The organism is Citrobacter sp. Ce104, from assembly GCF_030334595.1.
GTDB lineage: Bacteria > Pseudomonadota > Gammaproteobacteria > Enterobacterales > Enterobacteriaceae > Citrobacter > Citrobacter europaeus.
In genome coordinates, this window is the sequence record NZ_JAOWDP010000065.1 from 30,984 (window position 1) to 56,463 (window position 25,480).

Below are 25,480 nucleotides of genomic sequence, written 5' to 3' on the forward strand. Positions count from 1 at the left end.
ATGCAATATATCCAGCAACCCCAGGCGATTGAGGCCAAAAGTTTCGACATTATTGGCGAGATCATCCGTGAAACCCGCCCGGACTATCAGTTTGCCAGTCCGTTACATGAAGCCATTATCAAGCGGGTCATTCACACGACGGCGGATTTCGACTGGCTGGACATTCTGTGGTTTTCCAGTGATGTGCTGGAGCAGTTTTGCGCGGCGCTTAACCGTTCGAGCGTGATTTATACCGACACCACGATGGCGCTTTCTGGGATCAATAAAACGCTGTTGGCAAAATTCGGCGGTGAATGCCGCTGCTACATCAGCGACCCGCGCGTCGTACGTACGGCAAAAGAGCAGGGTATTACCCGGTCCATGGCGGCCGTCGACATTGCGGTGAAGGAAGAAGGGGAAAAGCTGTTTGTCTTTGGCAACGCGCCGACAGCGCTGTTCCGCCTGCTAGAGCATGATGTAGCCGTCAGCGGTGTGGTTGGTGTACCGGTCGGGTTCGTTGGTGCAGAAGAGTCGAAAGATGCCCTGACCCAAAGCAATTTGCCCGCCATTGCAGCGCTAGGTCGCAAAGGGGGAAGTAATGTCGCTGCCGCTATCGTCAACGCCATGCTTTATCACATGCAGGGGGCGCGATGAGCGAGGCCTTCGATACGCCGGTTTGGCACAACGGTAAAGCGTTGCGTAAGGGATATACCACGGGATCGTGCGCGACGGCGGCTGCAAAAGTGGCAGCGCTGATGGTACTGCGCCAACACCTGATCCATCAGGTTTCCATTGTCACGCCTTCCGGTGTGACGCTGTGCCTGAACGTGGAGTCGCCGCATATCGAAGGACAGCAGGCGATAGCGGCCATCCGCAAAGACGGTGGCGATGATGTGGACGCCACCCACGGCATGCTGATTTTTGCCCGCGTGACGTTAAATGATAGTAAAGAGATAACCCTTCAGGGCGGGGAAGGCGTTGGCACGGTAACCCGCAAAGGGATCGGCCTGCCGGTGGGGAGTTCGGCGATTAACCGCACACCTCGCCAGACCATTGAGTCTGCGGTACGTGAGGCGATTGGGCCGAATCGTGGAGCGCAGATTGAAATCTTCGCGCCGGAAGGTGAAGAGCGGGCGCAAAAAACCTACAACTCCCGCCTTGGTATTCTGGGCGGCATTTCGATTATCGGCACTACGGGGATCGTCACGCCGATGTCGGAAGAGAGCTGGAAACGTTCACTGTCGCTGGAGCTGGAAATTAAGCGAGCGGCGGGGCTGGAGCGTGTCGTACTGGTGCCTGGAAACCACGGCGAGCGTTTTGTGCGCGAACAGATGGGGATCGACACTCAGGTGGTGGTCACCATGAGCAACTTTGTTGGCTACATGATTGAAGAAGCCGTACGTCTTGGATTCCGGCAAATCGTACTGGTGGGACATCCAGGCAAGCTCGTCAAAATTGCGGCGGGGATCTTCCATACCCACAGCCATATTGCCGATGCCCGCATGGAAACGCTGGTGGCCCACCTCGCATTACTTGGCGCGCCGCTGGAACTGCTGACGCTGGTCAGCGACTGCGATACCACCGAGGCGGCGATGGAACACATCGAAGCATACGGTTTTCAGCACATTTATAACCATCTGGCTAAGCGCATCTGTATGCGCGTCCTGCAAACGCTGCGCTTTACCAAAAATCCCCCGACCTGCGACGCTATCATGTTTTCTTTTGATAATCAGGTGCTTGGCAGTAATCGCCCGGTCGCAGAAATTGCTGAGGAAATGCAATGTTAACCGTTGTAGGGATGGGGCCCGCCGGTTTGCATTTAATGACGCCTGCGGCGCGTGAAGCGGTCGCAGAGGCTGATGTTCTGGTCGGTGGAAAGCGGCATTTGCAGCAATTCCCGGATTTTACCGGTGAACAGTTTGCTCTTGGCGCCAATATCCCGGAACTCCTGAATTGGATCAGCGCGCACCAGGAACAACACATTGTGGTGCTGGCGTCTGGCGATCCGCTGTTTTACGGCATCGGGACGCGCATGGTGGGCCATTTCGGTATTGAAAATGTACGCATTATTCCCGGCATTAGCGCGGTGCAGTACCTGTGCGCTCAGTCCGGCATTGATATGAACGATATGTGGCTGACCAGCAGCCATGGTCGTAGCGTCTGTTTTGATGAACTGGCGCGACATAACAAGGTGGCGATGGTGACAGATACGCTGTGTGGCCCACGGGAAATTGCACAACAGCTTATCGCACGAGGCAAGGGACATCGCTGGATGGTGATTGGCGAAAACCTGGCGATGGAAAACGAACGGATCCATTTCCTGCCTGTGAGTGAAGTTAACGCCGACTATGACATGAATGCAGTGGTGATCCTCGATGAAAGATGAGCTGTTTCTACGTGGAGAGAAAGTGCCGATGACCAAAGAAGCGGTACGCGCACTTGCCCTCTCAAAACTTGAATTACACCGCGCCAGTCACCTGATTGATATTGGTGCCGGAACTGGCAGCGTGTCGATAGAAGCCGCTTTGCAATATCCTGGATTGCGCGTGACGGCAATCGAGCGTAACCCGGCTGCGCTCAGATTGCTGGATGAAAACCGCCAGCATTTTGCCTGTGCAAACATCGACATTTTTCCTGGCGTTGCGCCAATGACCATCGCGGAAAAAGCCGATGCCATTTTTATGGGCGGCAGCGGCGGCCATTTGACCGAACTGATTGACTGGTCAATGCGTCAATTACATCCCGCCGGGCGGCTGGTGATGACGTTCATCCTCCAGGAAAACCTCAACACCGCGCTGGCGCATCTGGACCATCTTGGCGTACAGGGAGTGGATTGCCTGCAGTTACAGGTTTCCTCGCTTGCCACGCTTGGCAGTGGTCACTATTTCAAACCGAATAACCCCGTATTTGTTATCGCCTGTCAGAAGGAAGGAAACCATGTCTGAGATTTTTGATCCCCGTAGCGTGTGGTTTGTTGGCGCAGGTCCTGGCGATCGCGAGCTGATTACCCTCAAAGGTTACCGGTTGCTACAGCAGGCGCAGGTTGTTATCTACGCCGGATCGCTGATTAACACGGAACTACTGGAATATTGCCCTGCTGGCGCTGAATGTCACGACAGCGCTGAACTGCATCTGGAACAGATCCTCGACCTGATGGAAGCCGGAGTGAAAGCGGGTAAGACCGTTGTCCGCCTGCAAACCGGCGATGTTTCGCTGTACGGTTCCGTGCGCGAGCAGGGCGAGGAGTTGACCAAACGCGGGATCGACTGGCAGGTGGTGCCTGGCGTTAGCGCATTCCTTGGCGCGGCGGCGGAGCTGGGCGTTGAGTATACAGTGCCTGAGGTTTCGCAGAGCCTGATCATTACTCGCCTTGAAGGACGCACGCCGGTACCGGAACGTGAACAGTTGGAGTCTTTTGCCAGTCACCAGACATCTATGGCGATTTATCTGTCCGTCCAGCGTATTCATCGGGTAGCGGAGCGTTTGATTGAAGGCGGTTATCCGGCGACCACGCCAGTGGCGGTGATCTACAAGGCCACCTGGCCAGAAAGCCAGACCGTGCGCGGTACCCTGGCGGATATTGGCGACAAGGTTCGCGATGCGGGCATCCGTAAAACGGCCCTTATTCTGGTCGGTAATTTCCTGGGCTCGGAGTATCACTACTCCAAACTCTATGCGGCGGACTTTAGCCATGAATACCGTAAAGCCTGAATCTATTGCGCTTTTTTGCCTGACCCCCGGCGGCGTTGTGCTGGCGAAACGTCTGGCGGCCATGCTGCCGGTCACCTGTTTTACCAGTGAAAAGCTGCTGGAAGAGGGGTTTGTTCCTTTCGAAAACGGCTTTGCGAATACCGCCCGCGAAGCGTTTGCGAATTACTCGGCGCTGATTTTTATCGGGGCGACCGGCATTGCGGTCCGCGTGTTGGCCCCACTGGTCAACGACAAATTTTGCGATCCGGCTGTGGTGGTCATTGATGAACGTGCCCAGCATGTCATCAGCCTGCTCTCCGGTCACGCAGGGGGCGCGAATGCGCTGGCGCGTTATCTGGCGGGCATGTTGGGCGCAGACCCGGTTATCACTACGGCGACGGATGTGAACGATATGGCGGCACTGGATACGCTGGCATTTCAACTGAATGCCCGGATGAGTGATTTCCGTTCGGCGGTCAAGATCGTTAATCAGATGCTGGTCAGCAATAAGCGAGTTGGACTGTGGTGGGATGACGAACTGGCGCAGGATGTCAGCCATTGCGACCGGCGCGGTTTTATCACGGTCACCGATCTCAACCAGCTACCTGAACTGGATGCGCTGGTGTGTATCACCTTACGCACCAATTTACCCGATCTGCCTGTTCCGCACTGGAAGCTGGTGCCGCAGCGTGTGGTGGCCGGAATTGGTTGTCGTCGTGACACGCCGTTCCCACTTCTGGCCGCGCTGCTTGCCAGGCAACTCGAAGCCCAGCAGCTCGACCCGCTGGCGCTAAAAGCGATTGGCAGTATCACGCTGAAAAAAGATGAACAGGGACTTATCCAACTGGCTTCGTGCTGTCGCGTTCCTTTCGAAACCTTTACTGCTGACGCCCTGCGTGAGCATGAGCACCGTTTTCCGGCCTCATCGTTTGTGCGCAAAACGGTGGGTACAGGAAGCGTTTCTGGTCCTGCAGCCTGGCTGTTGAGCCACGGAAAACTGTTAGGCGAGACCCTGCGAGAACAGGGCGTCACTATCACTTTGGGAGTTTCACACTGATGTTAAGCGTAATTGGAATTGGCCCTGGCTCGCAGGCAATGATGACCATGGAAGCCGTTGAAGCATTGCAGGCAGCGGAAATCATCGTTGGCTATAAAACCTACACCCATCTGGTAAAAGCGTTCACTGGCGACAAGCAGGTGATCAAAACCGGGATGTGCAAAGAGATTGAACGCTGCCAGGCGGCTATCGAACTGGCGCAGGCGGGTCACAATGTGGCGCTGATCAGCAGCGGAGACGCGGGGATTTACGGTATGGCTGGGCTGGTGCTCGAACTGGTCAGCAAGCAAAAGCTGGACGTTGAGGTCAGGTTAATCCCTGGCATGACCGCCAGTATTGCCGCCGCCTCTTTGCTTGGCGCGCCGCTGATGCACGACTTCTGCCACATCAGCTTAAGCGATCTGTTAACGCCGTGGCCGGTCATCGAAAAACGTATCGTTGCCGCCGGCGAAGCAGACTTTGTTATCTGTTTCTACAACCCGCGCAGTCGGGGACGCGAAGGTCATCTGGCGCGTGCATTTGAACTGCTGTCTGCCAGCAAAAGCGCGCAAACGCCGGTCGGTATTGTGAAGTCAGCTGGACGTAAAAAGCAGGAAAAATGGCTGACCACTCTTGGCGAAATGGACTTTGAGCCGGTTGATATGACCAGTCTTGTGATCGTTGGCAACAAAACCACCTATGTTCAGGACGGCCTGATGATCACGCCAAGAGGTTATGTGCTGTGAATTATGGTGATGTGCTGGTCATGGGCGGTACCAGCGATGCGCGCATGCTGTGCCAGCAACTGGATGCGGCAAACGTGGCTTACACCCTGTCGGTTGCAACCCCAACGGGGAAACAGCTGGCGGGAGATATCAAAGGCCAGGTGCGCTGCGGACGTCTGGAACGTGAACAAATGATTGCCTGGTTGCAGGAAAATCAGACGCGCTGGGTGATTGACGCCTCGCATCCGTATGCCGAGGTGGTGAGCCGCAACATCATGAGCGCTTGCGAAGCCGCGGGCGTATTGCTGAGCCGCTATCAGCGTCCTGAGCAGTTGAGCGGTTTAACCCACCCGCAGTTGTATACCGTACAGAGTATTCAGCAAGCATGCGAGGTGGCTCGACGCTTCGGCGATCGCGTGCTGCTGACGACCGGCAGTAAAGATCTGGCTATCTGGCGCGAAGGGTTGCCTGAAAAAACGCTGCTGGCACGCGTGCTGCCTGTACCTGAGGTCATTCAGCAATGCGCGGATCTTGGGTTTGGTGTCGGTGAAATATTCGCATTGTGCGGGCCGTTTAGCGCCGAGTTCAACGCCGCGTTTTATCGCCAGTGTCAGGCTGATGTGGTGATCACCAAAGCATCAGGCGCGGAAGGTGGCTATCAGGAAAAAGTTCAACCCTGTCTGGATGCCGGTATCCCCTGCATCGTGATTACACGTCCGGCACCGTTGGTGACGGGAGATGAGTTACTGGAAAGTCAGGCCGCCTTTGGGGCGCGTTTAACGCGCTGGCTGGCCGCTGCTTAAGGAGTTAGAGATGAAAAAGGCGCTTCTGGTGGTCAGCTTTGGCACCAGCTACCACGACACCTGTGAGAAAAATATTGTGGCCTGTGAGCGCGATCTCGCAGCCAGTTGCCCTGACCGCGACCTGTTCCGGGCGTTTACCTCCGGGATGATAATCCGCAAGCTCAAGCAGCGTGACGGCATTGAAATCGACACGCCGCTGCAGGCGCTGCAAAAACTGGCGGAGCAGGGATATCAGGATGTGGCTATTCAGTCGTTGCATATTATCAACGGCGACGAATACGAAAAAATTGTCCGCGAAGTGCAAAGTATGCGCCCGCTTTTTTCTCGCCTGACGCTGGGTGTACCGCTGCTGAGCAGTCATGAAGATTACGCCCAACTGATGCTGGCGCTGCAACAGCAAATGCCGGCGCTTGGCGAAAATGAAAAAGTGGTCTTTATGGGACACGGCGCCAGTCATCATGCCTTTGCCGCCTATGCCTGCCTCGATCACATGATGACGGCGCAGCGTTATCCGGCGCGGGTTGGGGCGGTGGAAAGCTATCCGGAAGTCGATGTGCTGATTGAAAGTTTGTCCCAGGAAGGAGTGACGGCGGTACATCTGATGCCGCTGATGCTAGTTGCTGGCGATCATGCCATCAATGACATGGCCTCCGACGAAGACGACTCGTGGAAAACATTGTTTAACGCGGCTGGGATACCGGCAACGCCGTGGCTCAGTGGCTTGGGTGAGAATCCAGCGGTGCGTGCGATGTTTGTGGCGCATTTACAACAGGCGCTTAATGTTGCGCTGGAGGAAGCGGCATGAGCGGAAAACTGTACGCATTAAGCACCGGGCCAGGTGCTTCCGATCTTATTACCGTGCGGGCCGCACGCACGCTGGGCACGCTGGACATTCTCTATGCGCCTGCCGGGCGGAAAGGTGGCGACAGCCTGGCGTTGTCGATCGTGCGGGAGTATATCGGCGAGCAGACCGAAGTTCGCTGCTGCCATTTTCCTATGAGTGCCGACAGCGCTGAAAAAGAGGCCGTATGGGATGACGTTGCTGCCGCGTTAGTACAGGAAGTTGAAGCCGGTAAGCAGGTGGGCTTTATCACTCTCGGCGACGCCATGCTGTTCAGCACCTGGGTCTTTTTACTCCAGCGTATAGGCTGTCCTGATTGGTTAGAAATTGTCCCGGGCGTGACCTCTTTCGCTGCGATTGCCGCGCGTTCCAAAACGCCGCTCGCCATGGAGCAACAGTCTCTGGCAGTGGTCTCCTGTACCGCGCCGGAAGCGGAAATCCAGCAGGCATTAAAGCAACATGACAGTCTGGTGCTGATGAAAGTATACGGTCGTTTTGCGCGCATCAAAGCACTGCTGCGACAAGAGGGATTGTTAGATTGCGCATTGATGATGTCTGAAGCCACGCTGCCGGGTGAGCAGTGCTGGCGTCATCTCGATGAGGTGAGCGACGATCAGCCGCTGCCTTATTTCTCGACCATTCTGGTCAATAAACAGTGGGAGTATGCACAATGAAGCTTGAACAACAGCTAAAACAGCTGTCTTTCAGCGGGTTGGCTGCGGCGCTATTACTGATGATTGTTCCTGAACAAGCGTTCGCCATGCACATAATGGAAGGTTTCTTGCCGCCGATGTGGGCGCTGGCCTGGTGGCTGCTATTTTTGCCCTGTCTGTGGTACGGGCTGGTGCGTCTGCGCCAAATCGTACAGGAAGATAGTCACCAAAAAGTGTTACTGGCTTTGTGCGGCGCGTTTATTTTTGTGCTGTCGGCGCTGAAAATTCCTTCCGTTACCGGAAGTTGTTCACACCCTACCGGCGTAGGTCTGGCGGTTATCCTGTTTGGACCGGGCGTGGTGGCAATCCTTGGGGCAATTGTTCTGCTGTTCCAGGCACTGCTGCTGGCGCACGGTGGTTTGACGACGCTCGGCGCTAACGGTATGTCGATGGCGGTGATCGGCCCGGTTGTGGGCTACATGGTGTGGAAAATGGCCTGCCGTGCGGGGCTGCGTCGTGATGTCTGCGTCTTCCTGTGCGCGATGCTGGCGGATCTCGTCACTTATTTCGTGACCTCGGTGCAACTGGGCGTTGCGTTCCCGGATCCGTCCGCTGGCGCTACCGGCTCAATCATCAAGTTCATGGGAATTTTCTGCCTGACGCAGATCCCTATTGCGATTGCGGAAGGTCTGCTCACCGTAATGATTTATGACCAGTTAACCAAACGGCAGTTGATTACCGCTCAAGGACATTAACGATGAAAAAGACGCTGATTTTGTTAGTGATGGTTGTCGCGCTGGTGATCCTGCCGTTCTTTATCAACCACGGTGGAGAGTACGGCGGTTCAGACGGTGAGGCGGAGAGTCAGATTCAGGCAATTGCTCCCCATTATGAACCGTGGTTCCAGCCGTTGTATGAACCCGCAAGCGGCGAGATTGAAAGCCTGCTGTTTACGCTTCAGGGATCGCTGGGCGCAGCCGTGATTTTCTACATTCTGGGTTATACCAAGGGCAGGCAACGTCGTGATGACCGGGCTTGACAGGCTTAGCTATCAAAGCCGCTGGTTTCATGTCTCACCGGTGCGGAAATTTCTGCTCTGGCTGATGATGATGATTCTGGCATTTACTCTGCCCCCGTTGGGGCAGGGTATTGAGCTATTATTGATTGCCGCGCTGAGCTGCTGGCTGCTGCGCATTTCCTTCTGGCGCTGGTGTCGCTGGATGGCTTTGCCATTTGGTTTTCTGACAGTTGGCGTGGTGACTATTCTGTTTAGTTTTAGCCGCGATCCACAGACGTTGCTGGCCAGTATTCCTGTAGGAAGCTATTGGTTAGGCGTGAGTGGGCCAGGGCTGGTCACCGCTAATGAAACCTTCTGGCGCAGCCTGGCTGCGCTGGCGGCAACGTTCTGGCTGGTACTGAATCTACCGTTTCCGCAATTAATTATCTTACTTAAACGCGGGCGCGTTCCTCGCCTGTTGACTGAGCAGATCCTGTTAACCTGGCGCTTTATTTTTATCCTGTTAGACGAGGCGCTGGCTATACATCGCGCACAAACGCTGCGTTTTGGTTATCGTAGCTTGCCGTTGGGCTATCGCTCGCTGGCGATGTTGGTGGGACTGCTGTTTACCCGCGTGTTGATCCGCTACCAGCAAATGACCACCACACTGGATATCAAACTGTATCAGGGTGATTTTCACCTGTAAGGATAAGTATGCTTGCCACCTCAGCGCTTTGGTTTCGCTATCAGGATGACCCCATCCTCAAAGGGCTAACGCTGGACTTTTCTACGCATGCCGTCACCGGGCTGGTCGGTGCCAATGGCTGCGGGAAATCTACGCTATTTATGAACCTGAGTGGCTTACTGCGCCCGCAGCAAGGCACAGTGATGTGGCAAGGCAAACCGCTGGATTACAGCAAACGCGGCTTGCTGGCGCTGCGTCAGCAGGTGGCAACCGTCTTTCAGGACCCCGATCAGCAAATCTTTTATACCGATATCGACAGCGACATTGCCTTCAGCCTGCGCAACCTTGGCGTGGATGAGGCTGAAATCTCCCGTCGGGTGGACGATGCGCTCACGCTGGTCGACGCCCAGCATTTCCGCCATCAGCCTATTCAGTGTTTAAGCCACGGGCAAAAAAAACGTGTGGCGATTGCAGGGGCATTGGTGTTGCAGGCGCAGTATTTGCTATTGGATGAACCTACTGCAGGCCTTGACCCTTCAGGTCGCATGCAGATGATTGAGATAATCAAACGCATCGTAGCACAAGGAAATCACGTGGTTATCTCCAGCCATGATATCGATCTTATCTATGAGGTCAGCGATGCAGTTTACGTTTTGCGCCGGGGCGAAGTGCTAACGCATGGCACGCCGGGTGACGTTTTCGCCCAGACGGAACTGATTGAACAAGCGGGACTAACTCAGCCCTGGCTGGTGAAGCTGCATACTGAGCTGGGCTTCCCGCTGTGTAAAACAGAGGCTGAATTTTTTAGTTGTATGCGAGAGAACGCACTGAAGGAGGCGTCATGACGCAGGCAATAATGTTGCAGGGAACGGCATCTGATGTGGGTAAGAGCGTGTTGGTCGCCGGGCTGTGTCGAATTTTTTATCAGGATGGGCTGCGTACCGCACCGTTCAAATCGCAGAATATGGCGCTGAACTCTGGTATTACGCCAGAGGGCAAAGAGATGGGCCGCGCGCAAATCTTTCAGGCTGAGGCTGCCGGCATTACGCCAGATGTGCGTATGAATCCGGTGCTGCTTAAGCCAACCAGCGATCGTAAAGCGCAGGTCGTGCTGATGGGCAAAGTGGCGACCGATATGGACGCGGTGAGTTACCACGAGTACAAACCGCGTCTGCGGGATCAAATCCTGTCAGTTTACAACAGCCTGGCGCAGGAGTTCGATGTACTGGTGCTGGAAGGCGCGGGAAGTCCGGCTGAGATTAACCTGCGCGATCGCGATATCGTCAATATGGGCATGGCTGAAATGGCGCAATGTCCTGTCATTCTGGTGGCAGATATCGATCGCGGCGGGGTGTTTGCCTCCATTTATGGCACGCTGGCGCTGTTGCACGATCACGAACGCGCGCGGGTCAAAGGGGTGATCATCAATAAGTTTCGCGGTGATGTGACGCTGCTGCACTCCGGTATTGAGCAAATTGAAGCGCTGACCGACGTTCCGGTACTGGGCGTCATGCCCTGGCTGGATGTTGATCTGGAAGATGAAGATGGCGTTGCGCTGCAAAAGGGCAAATATTTGCGCACAGACAAACGCGACATCGACATCGCGGTGGTTCAAATACCGCACATTTCTAACTTTACGGATTTCAATGCGCTTGCCGCACAACCGGATGTGCGCGTGCGCTATGTTCGCCAGCCAGAAGAGCTGGCGGGGGCCGATCTGGTGATTCTGCCCGGCAGCAAAAATACGCTGGGCGATCTGGTGTGGCTGCGTGAAAGCGGCATGGCGCACGGCGTCGTGCAATTGCATCGTAATAACGTACCGGTGGTGGGGATTTGCGGCGGTTACCAAATGCTCGGCGATACCATCATTGATGACGTGGAGTCAGGACTCGGTACGCTGCCGGGGCTGGGCTTGCTCAATACCGTAACCCATTTTGCCCAGCATAAAACCACCACCCTGGTTGAAGGGCAAATGTCCTCCTCGCTGCCCGACTGGCTGGCAGGCACGGCGGGGTTATCCGTTCGCGGTTATGAAATCCACATGGGCGAAACGACGTTAACTGAAGAATGCCGGTCGGTGATGACGCTGCGAAAAGACGGCGGCAATGTGGCTGACGGCGCGGTCACTCCGGATGGTCTGGCGTTCGGCACCTACCTTCACGGTCTGTTCGACAGCGATGAATTTACCCGTGCGCTGGTGAATGGCCTGCGAAAGCGTAAAGGATTAGCCCCGCTGGATTCCACCTTCCATTACGCGCAATATAAATCGCAGCAGTTTGATCTGCTGGCGGATGCGATGCGGCAACACATCGATATTGAGAAAATTTATACCATCATGCAGCAACACCGGGAGCCAGTATGATTATTCTGGTTACGGGCGGCGCACGAAGCGGCAAGAGTCGGCATGCGGAGGCGCTGATCGCTGATTCTCCAAACGTTTTGTATATCGCAACTTCGCAGATTTTTGATGAGGAGATGGCTGCGCGAATTCAGCATCATCGCGATGGACGCCCTGCGCACTGGCGTACAGCCGAGCGCTGGCAACATCTGGATGAACTGATAACGGCAACGAACAATCCGCAAGAAGCCATTCTACTGGAGTGCATTACCACGATGGTGACTAATCTGCTGTTTGCGCTGGGCGGTGACAGTGACCCGGATAGCTGGGATTACGCGGCGATGGAGCAGTCCATCGACGACGAAATCCGTTCGCTGATTGCTGCCTGTCAGCGCTGTCCGGCAAAGGTGGTGCTGGTCACCAACGAAGTGGGAATGGGGATTGTTCCGGAAAATCGTCTGGCACGGCATTTTCGCGATATTGCAGGACGCGTGAACCAGCGACTGGCGGCGGCAGCTGATGAGGTCTGGCTGGTGGTATCAGGAATTGGAGTCAAAATTAAATGAGTAAGTTGTTCTGGGCAATGCTCTCTTTTATCAGTCGCTTGCCCGTTCCTGCACGCTGGTCGCAAGGACTGGATTTCGAGCACTATTCGCGCGGTATTGTGATGTTCCCCTTGATTGGCGTGGTGCTGGGAGGCCTGACGGGGCTGGTCTTTATGGCGCTACAGCCCTGGTGCGGAGTGCCATTGGCGGCTCTGTTTGCCGTCCTTACCCTGGCGTTATTGACCGGGGGATTTCATCTCGACGGGCTGGCGGATACCTGTGATGGCATTTTTTCTGCCCGTCGACGTGAGCGGATGCTGGAAATCATGCGTGACAGCCGTCTGGGAACCCACGGCGGACTGGCGTTAATTTTCGTGTTGCTGGCGAAAGTGCTGGTGGTGAGCGAACTGGCTTTGCGTGGCACACCGATGCTGGCGGCGCTTGCTGCAGCGTGTGTCGCCGGACGGGGTACCGCTGTTTTGCTGATGTATCGACATCGTTACGCCCGCGAAGAAGGGCTGGGTAATGTCTTTATTGGTAAAGTCACCGGGCGTCAAACCTGCGTCACGTTGGGATTCGCGGCGATCCTGGCTGCCGTGCTTCTTCCCGGCATGCGCGGCGTTGCAGCGCTGGTTGTTACGATAGTGGCGATTTTTATTCTTGGGCAGTTATTAAAACGCACGTTGGGTGGGCAGACCGGCGATACGCTGGGCGCAGCCATTGAACTTGGCGAGTTGATTTTCCTGCTGGCTCTGCTCTGAGTCAGCCAACATACTGGAACCCTTATGCAGACTTTAACCTCTTTACTCCGCGCAATCCCAACACCTGATAGTGCTGCGATGCGGCGTGCACAACAGCATATCGACGGCTTGCTTAAACCGCCGGGAAGCCTTGGGCGGCTCGAATCGCTCGCCGTGCAACTGGCCGGTATGCCTGGCCTGAAAGGCACCCCGCATGTGAACGGCAAAGCGATGCTGGTGATGTGTGCCGATCACGGCGTGTGGGATGAAGGGGTTGCTGTTTCGCCTAAAATCGTCACGGCTATTCAGGCCGCGAATATGACGCGCGGGACAACCGGCGTTTGTGTGCTGGCCGCGCAAGCGGGGGCAAAGGTACATGTGATTGATGTCGGTATTGATGCCGAACCTATTCCTGGCGTGGTGAACATGCGCGTGGCGCGCGGCTGCGGCAATATTGCCCAAGGCCCGGCAATGAGCCGTTCGCAGGCCGAAGAACTGCTGCTGGAAGTTATTCGTTATACTCATGAGTTGGCCAAAGACGGTGTAACGCTGTTTGGCGTTGGTGAACTTGGTATGGCAAATACGACACCTGCAGCAGCAATCGTCAGCGTGCTGACCGGCAGCGATGCTGAGGATGTGGTAGGTATCGGCGCTAACCTGCCGCTTTCCCGAGTAGGCAATAAAGTTGAGGTTGTGCGGCGAGCTATTGCCGTCAACCAACCGGATCGTAATGACGGTATCGATGTGCTGGCTAAGGTTGGCGGGTTTGATCTTGTCGGTATGGCGGGGGTGATGCTGGGGGCGGCCTCCTGTGGCCTGCCTGTGGTGCTGGACGGTTTTCTCTCTTACTCTGCTGCGTTGGCGGCCAGCCAGATTGCGCCGCAGATTAAACCTTACCTGATCCCATCACACTTCTCCGCTGAGAAGGGCGCTCGCACTGCGCTGGCCCATCTTGAATTGGATCCGTACCTCAACATGGGGATGCGTTTGGGCGAAGGTAGCGGGGCCGCGCTGGCGATGCCGATTATTGAAGCGGCCTGTGCAATGTACTCCAACATGGGGCAGCTCGCCGCCAGTAACATTGTGCTTCCGGATGGTAAGGAAGCGTAGTTACGTGAGCCCTGAACCCCGCGGGATGGCGGGGTTTTTTATGCACATTTTAGACGTAACCCACTAAAACAGATAATAAAAGCTATAATTAACGGATGTCTGCTGCGACGAAGGAAAGGAAAAAGATGCGTCGTGTGAAACTGCTTTGTTCACTCATTATGCTGCTCGCATGTCAGGGCGCGCAGGCGGTGAGCTATCCGCTGCCGCCAGAAGGAAGTCGCCTGGTGGGAAGCCCTTTGACTATTACGGTCCCTTCAGGAAACACTCAGCCGCTCGAAGCCTTTGCCGCGCAGTACGGGCAGGGGTTGAGCAACATGCTTGAAGCCAATCCCGGCGTAGATGTTTTTCTGCCACAGTCTGGCTCAACGCTGGTTGTGCCTCAGCAACTGATTTTACCGGATACCGTGCGCGAGGGGATCGTCATTAACGTCGCAGAAATGCGCCTTTACTATTATCCCGCTGGCAGTAATACGGTTGAAGTTTTACCCATTGGCATTGGTCAGGCGGGAAGAGAAACGCCGCGTAACTGGGTGACGGCGGTCGAGCGTAAGCAGGAAGCGCCGAGCTGGACGCCGACGCCGAATACCCGCCGTGAATACGCCGCACGCGGGGAATCCTTGCCTGCGTTTGTGCCCGCTGGACCAGATAACCCGATGGGGCTGTATGCGATTTATATCGGCAGGCTTTATGCCATACATGGCACAAATGCGAATTTTGGCATTGGTCTGCGGGTCAGCCAGGGTTGTATCCGTTTGCGTAATGATGACATTAAATATCTGTTTGATACCGTACCGGTTGGGACGCGTGTGCAACTGATAGACCGACCGGTGAAATACAGCGTAGAGCCCGACGGTAGTCGTTGGGTGGAAGTGCATGAACCCCTGTCACGAAACCGTTCGGAATATGAGTCTGACAGACAGGTTCCCTTGCCAGTCACTCCCGCGTTGCGCACTTTCATCAGCGGGAATGACGTGGATGTGAGTCGCGGAAATCAGGCGCTGGAAAGACGCTCCGGCATGCCGGTGAACATCAGTCTGGTTCAGACGCACTATTAATTATCACGGCGACCCGATTACCTTTAGCCAGGGTGGGTCGCTGTTTTAATTTGATACTGCCCCATTTTTACCACGCCAATATGGTCAGCCATCAGCTGCGCTTCGTGTTCGCTGTGGGTAACCAGCAGTGCCGTTTGCCCGGCGGCGCGTAAAATATCCCGTACCTCGTTGCCAAGACGCTCACGCGTACGCTTATCCAGGCTGGAGAAAGGCTCATCGAGCAGCAGGATTTCCGGATGCGGGGCCAACGCGCGCGCAAGCGCGATACGCTGCTGCTGCCCGCCGGAAAGTTCATGCGGATAACGGCTGGCATGGCTGTGCAACTCCACCATTTTTAACAGCTCCGCCACCCGAACCTGCTGCTCCTCGCGTGGCATACGTCGTAATCCAAAGGCCACGTTTTGCTGCGCGGTCAGGTGGGGGAACAGCGCATATTCCTGAAAGACCATGCCGACATGACGTTTCTCCGGCGGCAGATGAATCCCGGGACCGGCAACGCGGCGCTGTGACACATAGATCTCTCCGCTTCGCAGCCGTTCAAATCCGGCAACTGCGCGTAGCACCGTAGTTTTTCCACAGCCTGAAGCGCCCAGCAGACAGGCGATTTCTCCTTTACGTACCGACATTGAAAATCCGCTCAGTACCGATTGCTGGCTGTTACCGTAGGCAACGTGCACATCCTGGAGTCGTAATGCATTTTCTGACATTGTTGCTCTCTTAACCACGGCGAGTCATCTGATGACGCACCAACAAAATAACCGGTAGCGTGCCAGCTAAAACAATCATTAGCGCGGCGATAGCGCCTTCTTCATAGGTTCCACGGGCAGCTTCCGCATACAGCAACGTTGCCAGCGTTTCGAAGTTTACCGGGCGCAAAAGCAATGTGGTTGGCAGTTCTTTCATGGCATCGGCAAAAACCAGCAGGGCGCTACTCACTAACGCCGGGCGCAGCAATGGGAAATGAACCCGTGCAAATGTGCCCGCACCATTCTCACCCAGCAGACGTGAAGCCTGTTCCAGCGCCGGCGGGATGCGCCCCAGGCCGGAGTCCAGCGCGCCGATAGCAATCGCCTGGAAACGCATGGCACAACAAATTACCAGCAGGATCCCTGCAGACATCAGCGGCAGGCCGCGAACATCCAGTAAATCAGCCAGCCAGCGGTCGACAGCCATGGCGGGGGTTAAAAAACCAATCGCCAGAATGGTGCCGGGAACCGCATAGCCTAAAGACGCCAGACGCATTACACCGCGACGAAATCCCGGCATCGCGTTATCTGCGGCGCTGTGGCGCGCGCTCCAGGCAACCAGCATACTGACACACACCACCACCAGCGTGGTTCCCGCCGCCAGTGATAGCGTATTTTGTAATGCTGACAGTAACGAGGAGGATATTGGGTTCTCATCGCCTATGCGTTTGGCGCTTTCCCAAATTAAAAACAGGACCGGGGCCAGAAAACCCAGCACAACCGGCAGTGAAATAACGCCACCGAGCAGCCAGCCACGCCAGCCCTGCACGCGCGTGGGTTGAATTTCCCGCAGGCTGCGGCTGCTGAAGCCCTGTTTTCTGCGGCCATAAAATTCCAGCGTCAGAATAAAAAATATAAACATCAGCATCATGCAGGCGATTTGCGCCGCGGCAGATAAATCAGAACGCGAGATCCACGTGGTGTACACGGTAACCGTTAAGGTCTGTACCCCGAGGAATTCTGACGCGCCAATATCGTTGAGCGTTTCCAGCAGTGCCAGACTGATCCCAACGGCCAGTGCCGGACGAGCCATGGGGAGAGCGACGCGAAAAAAGGCTCCTGTTGCGCTGCATCCCAGCGTACGCGCAGCTTCCAGTAAATGGGCCGGCTGGCTGATAAACATAGCGCGGGTTGTCAGGTAGACGTAAGGATAAAGCACTAATCCGAGCAGAATTATTGCGCCGGAAAGAGAACGTAAATCTGGCAGGCGGAATTGTCGCGGGCTGTCAAATCCCAGTAAGAAACGGATAAAGGTTTGCAGGGGACCTATCGGATGCAACAGATCGAGCCACGCAAAGGCGACGATGTAGGTCGGCATCGCCAGCGGCAACAGCAGCGCCCAACTGAGAATTTTTCGCCCAGGGAAATCCCATGCCGTCACCGCCCATGCGCTGCCTACGCCAATGACACCGACCATTACAGCGACACCTGCGAGCAACAGCACGGTGTTTTTTAGCGCAGATGGCAGTACATATGTCATGAGATTATCCCAGTGGGATAAATCGGCCTGGGTGGCCTGCCAGATCAGCGCAACGACAGGGGTCAGGACGCCAAGTGCGACGCACAGCGCGCCAAGATGCAACGGCGTTAATAATGACTGCGGCCCGGAAACCAGGCCGCGTAACGTCGGAAACTGCAGAGGTTTATTGATCGAATCCAACTTTATCTACCAGCAGGCTAGCTTGTTTACGATACTTCACGATTTCGGTTAGCGGCGTTTTATCTACATCGATTTCACCGATTGTGGCGCTGATAACCGGGTCAAGCGTTACGCCTTTCAGTACCGGATATTCGAAGTTCGCTTTCGCGTACTGCTGCTGGGCAGGCGCCGAAACCAGATATTCCATCAGCTTAACGGCATCGGCTTTATTCGGCGCATAGCGGGCAACGGCTGCACCGCTGATGTTGACGTGCGTACCGCCATTTTCAAAGGTGGGTTTAACGACTTTTATGGCATCGCCCCACTGACGCGCATCGCTGCCTTCTTTGGCGTTCTTCATATGACCGACGTAATAGGAGTTAGCCAGACCAATATCACAAATTCCGCCGAGGATATCGCGGGCAACATCGCGGTCGCCGCCGGTGGCTTTACGTGCCAGGTTAGCCTTCACGCCGCGCAGCCATTCTTCGGTTTTGGCTTCGCCATGATGGGCAATCATCGCGGCGATCAGCGCCGTGTTGTACGGGTGCTGGCCGGAGCGAATACAGACTTTTCCTTTGTATTCAGGGCTGGCGAGCTGTTCGTAATGCCAGTTATCGATTGGCAGCGACTTCTCGGCATACAGCACGCGAGCGCGCATAGAAAGCGCAAACCACTGATTATCCGCACCGCGCAGATTCGCAGGAATGGCGGCTTTCAGTACTTCTGACTCTACCGGCTGGGTTACACCGGCTTCAACTAAATCGATGAGATTACCGGCATCGACGGTCATCAGCAGGTCGGCAGGCGAGTTTTTGCCTTCAGCCTTAACACGCTCAAGCATACCGTCTTTGATATAGACCGTACTCACTTTGATGCCGCTGGTTTTAGTCCAGCTGTCAAGTAAAGGCTGGATCAGACCCGGTTCGCGGGTGGTATAAAGCGTTAACGTTTCCTGAGCGAAAGCAGGCAGGCTGACAGAGAAGACGAGGGCAGAGGCAAGCGTGATACGGCGCAATCCGGTGCGAGGCAGAGCATTCATCGTTTTTATCCCAGAGTAATTGGAACATACAGTGAACCGAGCAAGGCTCGTTCTTTTGGCTCGCGTACAATAAATGATAATCACTAGCACTTACAATAAGTGCAAAGTTTAAACGATTTACATTTACACAACTTTAATCAACGATGTGATGCAACGGCGGATGGGGCGTTATGGCAAGCCGGGCGCTCTCTTACAGGCATTTTTTTAACAGACATAAAAAGCAAAAAGCCTGCTTAGTTTCCTAAGCAGGCTTCTTAAATTTGGCTCCTCTGACTGGACTCGAACCAGTGACATACGGATTAACAGTCCGCCGTTCTACCGACTGAACTACAGAGGAATCGTGTGAACGAGGCGCATATTACTGACCTCGCCATGAGGTGTCAACAGTAAAATTAGCGCGTCATTTCAATTGGTTAATTAATCTTCAAATTCAGTGTTAATGCGCATTTGGTGAGCGATAATCGTCGTCTCCCCGGGTATCGCGTAACCGTTCCATGGGGTTCTGGCGATAAAACTGGATGAAACGCTGCCATAAGGCAGGAAAACGCGGAGCAAATAATTCAGGCGCGCTGAAAAAATACTCGGATAACACGGCAAAGCATTCTGCAGGATCGGTCGCTGCGTAGGCATCTATACTGCAGGCCGTTTCTCCAACCAGATCGATCTCATCCTGAATATTGTTCATTGCGGCATGCAGGTCATGTTCCCAACCGGCGATATCGCGCAGGGGGATTGCCGGAACACCGCTGGCACGATCGCCATTACGCATATCAAGCTTGTGTGCCACTTCATGGATGATCAGATTAAAGCCGGAGGCGTCAAAGGAATCTTGAATATCAAGCCAGTTGAGGATTATTGGGCCTTGTTGCCAGCTCTGTCCGGACTGTACAACGCGTTGGTTATGCACCAGCCCAATATCGTCTTCCCATTCATCGTCTACGACAAACGGGGCAGGGTAGATGAGAACTTCATGAAACCCGTCGAGCCACTCAATCCCCAGTTCCAGAACAGGTAAGCAAAACAGCAGAGCAATGCGCGCACTTTTTAGCGGGTCCAGCTCAAATCCCTGAAGAGCGACCATTCTTTTTTGCTGTAAAAAGCGTTCTGCCAGGGCGACAAGTCTGGCTTGTTCTTGCTCGGTGAGATTAACCAAAAGGGGAATAGCCATGGCGTCGTCCCACGGCCAGTCGTCACTCCGGGTTGTTTCTTGTTCTTTCCAGGGCCACTTAATCATCGTTTTGCTCGCAAACTCGTCACTTGAACGAAATTGACGGAACTGGGTCTGTTAAAATGCCAAATTACCTGGCATCATGGCAACCGCCAAAACGGAGAGATGCCAGAGCGGCTGAATGGACCGGTCTCGAAAACCGGAGTAGGGGTAACTCTACCGGGGGTTCAAATCCCCCTCTCTCCGCCACTATTCAAGCACTTGCACGCCTTGCTTTCAACGACAGTTCTCACGGATGTTTTTTTCTTTGAGTATCCTCACAAGTTTATCGTTGTCATGCCCGTGCGGTAAAAAAATACGTTTCATATAAATAAAAAGCCCGCTTCATATGAAGCGGGCTTGCGCGTTTGTGCATCAATTAGAACTGATAGACTAAACCAACGGCAACGATGTCGTCTGTCGCGATACCGTTATCAGAGTAGAAGCTGTCGTCTTCATCCAGCAGGTTGATTTTATAATCAACATAGGTGGACATGTTTTTGTTGAAGTAGTAAGTCATACCCACATCAACATATTTGACCAGATCTTTGTCGGTGTAGCGGTAATTGCCATTGCTGTCGCGATCCCAGCCGCCTAAATCAACACCTTTAGACATCAGGAAAGAAACCGCAGGACGCAGGCCAAAGTCAAACTGGTATTGAGCAGTGACTTCAAAGTTTTGCGTTTTGTTGGCGATACCGCCTTTCGCAACATCTTCCCCTGCAGCATTCTTATAAGAGCCGCTGCCGTATGCTGTCATGTTACGGGTTTCTGCGTACATAGCAGCCAGATACACGTTGTTAGCGTCATATTTCGCGCCAATAGTCCAGGCATCCGCTGTTTCGCCACCAGCATATTTATCGGTATAGCTACGATCGCCGCGGCCAGCTGCAACTTGCTCGTTAGTACGATCGGAACTGGAGTACGCCGCACCCAGGCTTAAACCGAAGTCGAAGTCATAGGAGGTAGACATACCGAAGCCGTCGCCGTTTTCTTTCGCCAGTTTACGGTTAGTGCTGTTACCGGAACCTTCCTGACCTAAGCTGCTACCTTCGTTATTACCCTGATACTGCAGGGCGAAGTTCAGACCATCAACCTGACCAAAGAAGCCTTTATTGCGATAGGTGGCAACGCCGTTAGCACGACCGGTCATGTACACGTCGGTCTGGGTGTAAGTATCGCCACCAAATTCTGGCAGCATGTCGGTCCAGGCTTCTACGTCATAGACGACGCCATAGTTACGACCGTAATCGAAGGTGCCGTTCTCACCAAATCCTAAGCCAGCGAAAGCCAGACGAGTCCAGGAATCGCCTTTATCACCTTCGGTGCCGTTGGCCTGAATGTTATATTCCCACTGACCATAACCAGTCAGCATATCATTGATCTGCGTTTCGCCTTTGAAACCCAGACGTGCATAGGACATGTCGCCATCGCTGCCTGCATCGTCAGAGAAATAACGCAGACCATCGACTTTACCGTACAGATCCAGTTTATTGCCGTTCTTATTATAAATTTCAGCCGCATTAGCTGCGCCTGCAGCTAATAAAGCAGGGAGAAGCAGTGCCAGTACTTTTCTTTTCATTATGTATTTCCTTTATATAATAATTAAAATGAATATGTAACACTATTTGAAAGACTACATTCGGATACTATCTATGAAGTTCATTTAATTTAAAATATAACATGTAACAAATGTATTTAAGATATTTCAAAATATGTCACCAGCGCATTATCATCATTAATATTGTATGTTTATCATGTTTTTATTTTTATGATAAATGCTTTGTTATCATTGAGTTATGTTTTATATTTATTTTATTGTTAAATATATATTATTGATGTTCGTTATTTATTTTGCTGTCATATTTATAATTTATCTGCTCGTCTTGACTAATGCTGATTATATATTCGCAGAAAATATGATTATTATAAAATAATATATAGTGGTGATATGCAGGGTTGGCGGTAGTCTGATATGAGAATTGTTGCTAAGGTGGTTTTCTTTCTGCGAAGAGTGAGAGTATGGAACGACATGACTGGCAGTCGAAATTTGAAGCCTGGTTGCGTGAAAATCATTCAGGGCACGACGCTGCTCACGACATCTTTCATTTTCGGCGTGTGTGGAAGACGGCTCAAAAGCTGAGCACGGATGCGACCGTAGACTGGCTGGTGGTGCTGACGGCATGCTACTTCCATGATCTCGTCAGTTTGCCGAAGAATCATCCCGATCGTCATCGTTCATCGGTAATGGCAGCCCAGGAAACACGTCGCGTTTTGATGCACGATTTCCCTGATTTTCCACACCAACGATTACCTGCCGTGTGCCATGCCATTGAGGCGCACAGTTTCAGCGCCAAAATTGTACCAGAAACCCTTGAGGCCAAAATTGTGCAGGATGCTGACCGGCTTGAGGCGCTGGGGGCGATTGGTTTAGCGCGTGTATTTGCCGTGTCCGGGGCGTTAGGCGTGGCGCTGTTTGATGCGGAAGATCCGTTTGCCAGGCAGCGTAGTCTTGATGATAAACAGTACGCGCTCGATCACTTCCAGACCAAACTGTTAATGCTGCCGCTAACGATGCAAACCGCGCAAGGCCGGCATTTGGCGCAACATAATGCTGACTTCTTATTGACGTACATGGCGAAACTGAGTGCGGAGTTAAAAGGAGAATATGAAATGCTGGATCTTGACGCGATTCAACCCCTTATAGCGCGTTAGTTGCCAGTACAGCCGCAACGTCAACCGCGCTATTTTATGTTAATCTGTCGGTTATCCATTTCGGCCGGTTAAATGTATGCAGGATAATTTTTCAGTAGCAGGCTCCATGAACCCGATGACAGATGATAACGACGCCACCGCACAGGTGATTTTGGCGAAGTTGCTTGAAATTTATGACGTGAAAACGCTGGTTGCTCATCTGAATGGTGTTGGCGAGAACCGCTGGAGTCCGGCCATCTTTAAGCGAGTTGTCGCCAATGAGACATGGCATCGTCTCAGCGATGGCGAGCTGGCTCATCTGAAAGCCTTGCTGCCGACGCCGCCTGCGCATCATCCACATTATGCTTTTCGCTTTATCGATCTTTTTGCCGGTATTGGCGGCATTCGTCGCGGCTTTGAGGCGATTGGCGGGCAGTGCGTGTTCACCAGTGAGTGGAACAAGCATGCGGTGCGTACCTACAAAGCGAATCACTACTGCGATCCTCACCAGCACCATTTTAATGAAGATATTCGCGATATCACCCTCAGTCATCATGATGGGGTGAGCGACCAGCAGGCGGCAGAACATATTCGCCAGCATGTTCCTCAGCATGATGTGCTGTTGGCGGGGTTTCCTTGTCAGCCATTCTCACTGGCCGGCGTATCAAAGAAAAACGCGTTAGGTCGTGCTCATGGCTTCGCCTGCGACACGCAGGGCACACTTTTTTTTGACGTGGTGCGCATCATCAATGCGCGTCGGCCAGCAATATTTGTGCTCGAAAACGTCAAAAACCTGAAGAGCCACGATCAGGGAAAAACTTTCCGCATCATTATGCAAACGCTGGACGAGCTGGGTTATGACGTGGCGGATGCAGACGATAACGGACCGGACGATCCGAAAATTATCGACGGGCAACATTTCTTGCCTCAGCATCGCGAACGTATTGTGCTCGTCGGCTTTCGCCGCGATCTAAATCTGAAATCAGACTTCACGCTGCGCGATATTATCTCCCGCTATCCTCAGCGGCGCACTACGCTGGCGGAGCTGCTTGAGCCGACCGTTGATGCAAAATATGTGTTGACGCCGGTGCTGTGGAAATATCTGTATCGCTATGCGAAAAAGCATCAGGCGCGGGGGAATGGGTTTGGCTATGGCATGGTGTATCCCGGCAATCCCGATTGCGTAACGCGTACATTATCGGCGCGTTACTATAAAGATGGGGCGGAGATCTTGATCGACCGCGGCTGGGATCTGGCGCTGGGTGAAAAGGATTTTGATGATCCGCACAATCAGCGACACCGTCCTCGCAGGTTGACGCCCAGAGAGTGCGCGCGTCTGATGGGGTTCGAATCACCTCAGGGTTATCAGTTCAGGATCCCGGTGTCGGACACGCAGGCATATCGTCAGTTTGGTAACTCGGTGGTCGTCCCGGCGTTTGCGGCGGTCGCCAGGCTGCTGGAGCCAAAAATCAAACAGGCGGTCGCTATTCGCGAGAAAGAGAACCTGCGTGGCAGACGTTCACGATAAGGCAACGCGCAGTAAAAATATGCGGGCGATAGCCACCCGCGATACTGCCATTGAAAAACGCCTTGCCAGCTTGCTGACAGAGCAGGGGGTAACGTTTCGCGTGCAGGATGCGACGTTACCCGGTCGCCCCGATTTCGTGGTCGATGATTATCGTTGTGTGATTTTTACCCACGGTTGTTTCTGGCATCATCACCACTGCTATCTATTTAAAGTCCCCGCAACACGAACGGAATTCTGGCTGGAAAAAATTGGCAAAAATGTCCAGCGTGACGCGCGGGACGGTGAAATGTTGCAGGCGCTGGGCTGGCGTGTACTGATTGTCTGGGAGTGCGCCCTGCGTGGGCGCGAAAAGCTGGGGGATGACGCGTTATCCGAACGTGTTATCGAGTGGATCTGCGGTGGTGGCGCCAGCGCGCAGATCGACACTCTCGGTATTCATTTACTGTAACGTCTTTTCCGACGGGGTCACAACGGCGTCCGCTTTAGCGGGAAATAAGTATTTACCGAGCGTGACCAGTACTACCGCAAATACAATCACGCCAAGCGCCAGCCATTCGATGGGCGCCAGGCTTTCTCCTCCCAGACCGGTACCTAACAATACGGCGACAACCGGGTTCACGTAGGCATAGCTGGTGGCTAATGCCGGACTGACGTTGCGGATCAGGTACATATACGCGTTAATGGCAATAATAGAACCAAACAGGGCCAGATAGGCGACCGCCATAAAGCCTGAAAATGTTGGCATAGTGGTCAACTTTTCCCCGGAAAGCAACGAGGCGCACATCAGCACAATACCGGCGGCTAACATTTCAATGGCCCCGGCCATCATGCCAACGGGCAGCGTTATGCGTGAACCGTACACCGATCCAAATGCCCAGCTCATTGAACCTATCAGGATTAAAACAGCGCCCCACGGATTACCACTCAAATTACCTCCGCTGTTCAGCATGATGATCCCAGCGAGTCCAATTGCGATCCCCATCCACTCCAGCTTGCGCGTTTTAATGCCAAAAAAGTGGCTAAAGCACAGCGTAAACAGCGGCACGGTGGCGACCACTACGGCGGCAATACCGGAAGGCACGTTTTGATGCTCAGCGACAGTCACCAGTCCGTTACCTACAGCCAGCAGCAGGATACCAATTAACGCGGCATTCAAAAGCTGACGCAGAGGCGGCAGCTTATGTCCGCGAATAAATAAGAATGCGGTTAACAAAATTCCCGCAGAGAGAAAACGAACGCCAGCCATCATCAACGGCGGCCAGCTTTCAACGCCAATGCGAATAACGAAGTACGTGGAACCCCAAATGATGTACAGCGCGAAAAGCGCACTGAAAAGCGGTAGCAATTGCCTGAAACGCATAATCCCTCACGGTGGAAATAAAAAGGTGCAACATAGTAAACGTTAAAACTATCTTGCTGGCGAGATT

Annotated in this window: 28 protein-coding genes and 2 tRNA genes; 23 read left to right on the forward strand and 7 right to left on the reverse strand. The window is 53.8% G+C overall.

The annotated features are described in order from the left end of the window. From OGW16_RS14930 to ldtA, 19 genes are all read left to right on the forward strand, one after another. Window positions 1–633 carry a cobalt-precorrin-8 methylmutase gene (locus OGW16_RS14930; RefSeq protein ID WP_043016818.1) on the forward strand — a complete coding sequence of 211 codons (633 nt, stop codon included), beginning with the start codon at window positions 1–3 and terminating at the stop codon, window positions 631–633. Further along, window positions 630–1,766 (forward strand): cobalt-precorrin-5B (C(1))-methyltransferase CbiD, encoded by a 1,137-nt coding sequence (gene cbiD, locus OGW16_RS14935; protein ID WP_043016817.1) that lies wholly within the window; start codon window positions 630–632, stop codon window positions 1,764–1,766. The genes OGW16_RS14930 and cbiD overlap by 4 nt, the downstream gene beginning before the upstream one ends. Then, complete coding sequence (locus OGW16_RS14940) at window positions 1,760–2,365, forward strand: cobalt-precorrin-7 (C(5))-methyltransferase (RefSeq protein WP_047410261.1); 606 nt, start codon at window positions 1,760–1,762, stop codon at window positions 2,363–2,365. Before cbiD ends, OGW16_RS14940 begins: the two co-directional genes overlap by 7 nt. Beyond that, on the forward strand, window positions 2,355–2,924 hold the full coding sequence (locus tag OGW16_RS14945; protein ID WP_043016815.1) for a decarboxylating cobalt-precorrin-6B (C(15))-methyltransferase: 570 nt from the start codon (window positions 2,355–2,357) through the stop codon (window positions 2,922–2,924). The genes OGW16_RS14940 and OGW16_RS14945 overlap by 11 nt, the downstream gene beginning before the upstream one ends. Continuing rightward, the gene (locus OGW16_RS14950) at window positions 2,917–3,690 is read left to right on the forward strand and encodes a cobalt-precorrin-4 methyltransferase (protein WP_003030275.1); all 774 of its coding nucleotides are present in this window, start codon (window positions 2,917–2,919) and stop codon (window positions 3,688–3,690) included. The genes OGW16_RS14945 and OGW16_RS14950 overlap by 8 nt, the downstream gene beginning before the upstream one ends. Beyond that, the gene (gene cbiG / locus OGW16_RS14955) at window positions 3,671–4,726 is read left to right on the forward strand and encodes a cobalt-precorrin 5A hydrolase (protein WP_193145023.1); all 1,056 of its coding nucleotides are present in this window, start codon (window positions 3,671–3,673) and stop codon (window positions 4,724–4,726) included. The genes OGW16_RS14950 and cbiG overlap by 20 nt, the downstream gene beginning before the upstream one ends. Continuing rightward, window positions 4,726–5,451 (forward strand): precorrin-3B C(17)-methyltransferase, encoded by a 726-nt coding sequence (locus OGW16_RS14960; RefSeq protein ID WP_003030278.1) that lies wholly within the window; start codon window positions 4,726–4,728, stop codon window positions 5,449–5,451. Before cbiG ends, OGW16_RS14960 begins: the two co-directional genes overlap by 1 nt. Further along, complete coding sequence (locus tag OGW16_RS14965; RefSeq protein ID WP_043016812.1) at window positions 5,448–6,233, forward strand: cobalt-precorrin-6A reductase; 786 nt, start codon at window positions 5,448–5,450, stop codon at window positions 6,231–6,233. The genes OGW16_RS14960 and OGW16_RS14965 overlap by 4 nt, the downstream gene beginning before the upstream one ends. 10 nt (window positions 6,234–6,243) lie before the next feature. Then, window positions 6,244–7,038, forward strand: coding sequence for a sirohydrochlorin cobaltochelatase (gene cbiK, locus OGW16_RS14970; protein WP_043016811.1), 795 nt, complete (start codon window positions 6,244–6,246; stop codon window positions 7,036–7,038). Then, complete coding sequence (locus OGW16_RS14975) at window positions 7,035–7,748, forward strand: cobalt-factor II C(20)-methyltransferase (RefSeq protein ID WP_087052581.1); 714 nt, start codon at window positions 7,035–7,037, stop codon at window positions 7,746–7,748. The genes cbiK and OGW16_RS14975 overlap by 4 nt, the downstream gene beginning before the upstream one ends. Beyond that, entirely contained in the window at window positions 7,745–8,482 is a 738-nt protein-coding gene (cbiM, locus tag OGW16_RS14980; protein ID WP_043016809.1) for a cobalt ECF transporter S component CbiM, read from the forward strand. Before OGW16_RS14975 ends, cbiM begins: the two co-directional genes overlap by 4 nt. A 2-nt stretch (window positions 8,483–8,484) precedes the next feature. Further along, the gene (locus tag OGW16_RS14985; protein ID WP_043016808.1) at window positions 8,485–8,766 is read left to right on the forward strand and encodes an energy-coupling factor ABC transporter substrate-binding protein; all 282 of its coding nucleotides are present in this window, start codon (window positions 8,485–8,487) and stop codon (window positions 8,764–8,766) included. After that, window positions 8,753–9,430, forward strand: a complete 678-nt coding sequence (locus OGW16_RS14990; protein WP_043016807.1) for an energy-coupling factor ABC transporter transmembrane protein — start codon at window positions 8,753–8,755, stop codon at window positions 9,428–9,430. Before OGW16_RS14985 ends, OGW16_RS14990 begins: the two co-directional genes overlap by 14 nt. A gap of 8 nt (window positions 9,431–9,438) precedes the next feature. Continuing rightward, window positions 9,439–10,254 carry an energy-coupling factor ABC transporter ATP-binding protein gene (locus OGW16_RS14995; protein ID WP_047410272.1) on the forward strand — a complete coding sequence of 272 codons (816 nt, stop codon included), beginning with the start codon at window positions 9,439–9,441 and terminating at the stop codon, window positions 10,252–10,254. Further along, complete coding sequence (locus OGW16_RS15000; protein ID WP_087051379.1) at window positions 10,251–11,771, forward strand: cobyric acid synthase; 1,521 nt, start codon at window positions 10,251–10,253, stop codon at window positions 11,769–11,771. Before OGW16_RS14995 ends, OGW16_RS15000 begins: the two co-directional genes overlap by 4 nt. Continuing rightward, on the forward strand, window positions 11,768–12,313 hold the full coding sequence (gene cobU / locus OGW16_RS15005; protein WP_080624988.1) for a bifunctional adenosylcobinamide kinase/adenosylcobinamide-phosphate guanylyltransferase: 546 nt from the start codon (window positions 11,768–11,770) through the stop codon (window positions 12,311–12,313). The genes OGW16_RS15000 and cobU overlap by 4 nt, the downstream gene beginning before the upstream one ends. Further along, complete coding sequence (gene cobS / locus OGW16_RS15010; protein ID WP_019077089.1) at window positions 12,310–13,053, forward strand: adenosylcobinamide-GDP ribazoletransferase; 744 nt, start codon at window positions 12,310–12,312, stop codon at window positions 13,051–13,053. Before cobU ends, cobS begins: the two co-directional genes overlap by 4 nt. Before the next feature lie 24 nt (window positions 13,054–13,077). Beyond that, window positions 13,078–14,142, forward strand: a complete 1,065-nt coding sequence (gene cobT / locus OGW16_RS15015; protein ID WP_043016802.1) for a nicotinate-nucleotide--dimethylbenzimidazole phosphoribosyltransferase — start codon at window positions 13,078–13,080, stop codon at window positions 14,140–14,142. 125 nt (window positions 14,143–14,267) lie between these two features. Beyond that, on the forward strand, window positions 14,268–15,197 hold the full coding sequence (gene ldtA / locus OGW16_RS15020; RefSeq protein ID WP_043016801.1) for a L,D-transpeptidase: 930 nt from the start codon (window positions 14,268–14,270) through the stop codon (window positions 15,195–15,197). A 23-nt stretch (window positions 15,198–15,220) separates the two neighbouring features. Here the strand turns inward: ldtA and OGW16_RS15025 are convergent, their stop codons facing one another. The 5 genes from OGW16_RS15025 to mtfA all read right to left on the reverse strand — a co-directional run bounded on the left by OGW16_RS15025 (window position 15,221) and on the right by mtfA (window position 19,858). Next, the gene (locus OGW16_RS15025) at window positions 15,221–15,904 is read right to left on the reverse strand and encodes an ABC transporter ATP-binding protein (protein WP_075145994.1); all 684 of its coding nucleotides are present in this window, start codon (window positions 15,902–15,904) and stop codon (window positions 15,221–15,223) included. A 10-nt stretch (window positions 15,905–15,914) separates the two neighbouring features. Beyond that, entirely contained in the window at window positions 15,915–17,603 is a 1,689-nt protein-coding gene (locus tag OGW16_RS15030; RefSeq protein WP_200007711.1) for an ABC transporter permease, read from the reverse strand. Continuing rightward, window positions 17,587–18,624 (reverse strand): extracellular solute-binding protein, encoded by a 1,038-nt coding sequence (locus OGW16_RS15035; protein WP_087051381.1) that lies wholly within the window; start codon window positions 18,622–18,624, stop codon window positions 17,587–17,589. Before OGW16_RS15035 ends, OGW16_RS15030 begins: the two co-directional genes overlap by 17 nt. 261 nt (window positions 18,625–18,885) lie before the next feature. Next, a tRNA-Asn gene (locus tag OGW16_RS15040) sits at window positions 18,886–18,961 on the reverse strand. A gap of 99 nt (window positions 18,962–19,060) precedes the next feature. Then, a complete protein-coding gene (mtfA, locus tag OGW16_RS15045; RefSeq protein WP_075145996.1) occupies window positions 19,061–19,858 on the reverse strand; it encodes a DgsA anti-repressor MtfA in 798 nt (265 codons plus the stop codon). A gap of 93 nt (window positions 19,859–19,951) precedes the next feature. Between mtfA and OGW16_RS15050 the strand changes: the two genes are divergently transcribed. Continuing rightward, a tRNA-Ser gene (locus OGW16_RS15050) sits at window positions 19,952–20,041 on the forward strand. A 169-nt stretch (window positions 20,042–20,210) separates the two neighbouring features. On the opposite strand, the gene ompC is transcribed toward OGW16_RS15050, so the two are convergent. Continuing rightward, window positions 20,211–21,413 (reverse strand): porin OmpC, encoded by a 1,203-nt coding sequence (gene ompC, locus OGW16_RS15055; protein WP_087052585.1) that lies wholly within the window; start codon window positions 21,411–21,413, stop codon window positions 20,211–20,213. Between the two features lie 440 nt (window positions 21,414–21,853). On the opposite strand from ompC, the gene OGW16_RS15060 reads away from it, so the two are divergent. From OGW16_RS15060 to OGW16_RS15070, 3 genes are all read left to right on the forward strand, one after another. Next, a complete protein-coding gene (locus OGW16_RS15060; RefSeq protein ID WP_286518576.1) occupies window positions 21,854–22,546 on the forward strand; it encodes a phosphohydrolase in 693 nt (230 codons plus the stop codon). Between the two features lie 76 nt (window positions 22,547–22,622). Further along, window positions 22,623–24,053, forward strand: coding sequence for a DNA cytosine methyltransferase (locus OGW16_RS15065; RefSeq protein WP_434542752.1), 1,431 nt, complete (start codon window positions 22,623–22,625; stop codon window positions 24,051–24,053). Beyond that, window positions 24,034–24,501 carry a very short patch repair endonuclease gene (locus tag OGW16_RS15070; protein WP_043016793.1) on the forward strand — a complete coding sequence of 156 codons (468 nt, stop codon included), beginning with the start codon at window positions 24,034–24,036 and terminating at the stop codon, window positions 24,499–24,501. The genes OGW16_RS15065 and OGW16_RS15070 overlap by 20 nt, the downstream gene beginning before the upstream one ends. On the opposite strand, the gene yedA is transcribed toward OGW16_RS15070, so the two are convergent. Beyond that, on the reverse strand, window positions 24,493–25,413 hold the full coding sequence (yedA, locus tag OGW16_RS15075) for a drug/metabolite exporter YedA (protein ID WP_043016792.1): 921 nt from the start codon (window positions 25,411–25,413) through the stop codon (window positions 24,493–24,495). The genes OGW16_RS15070 and yedA overlap by 9 nt on opposite strands. Window positions 25,414–25,480 lie beyond the last annotated feature (67 nt).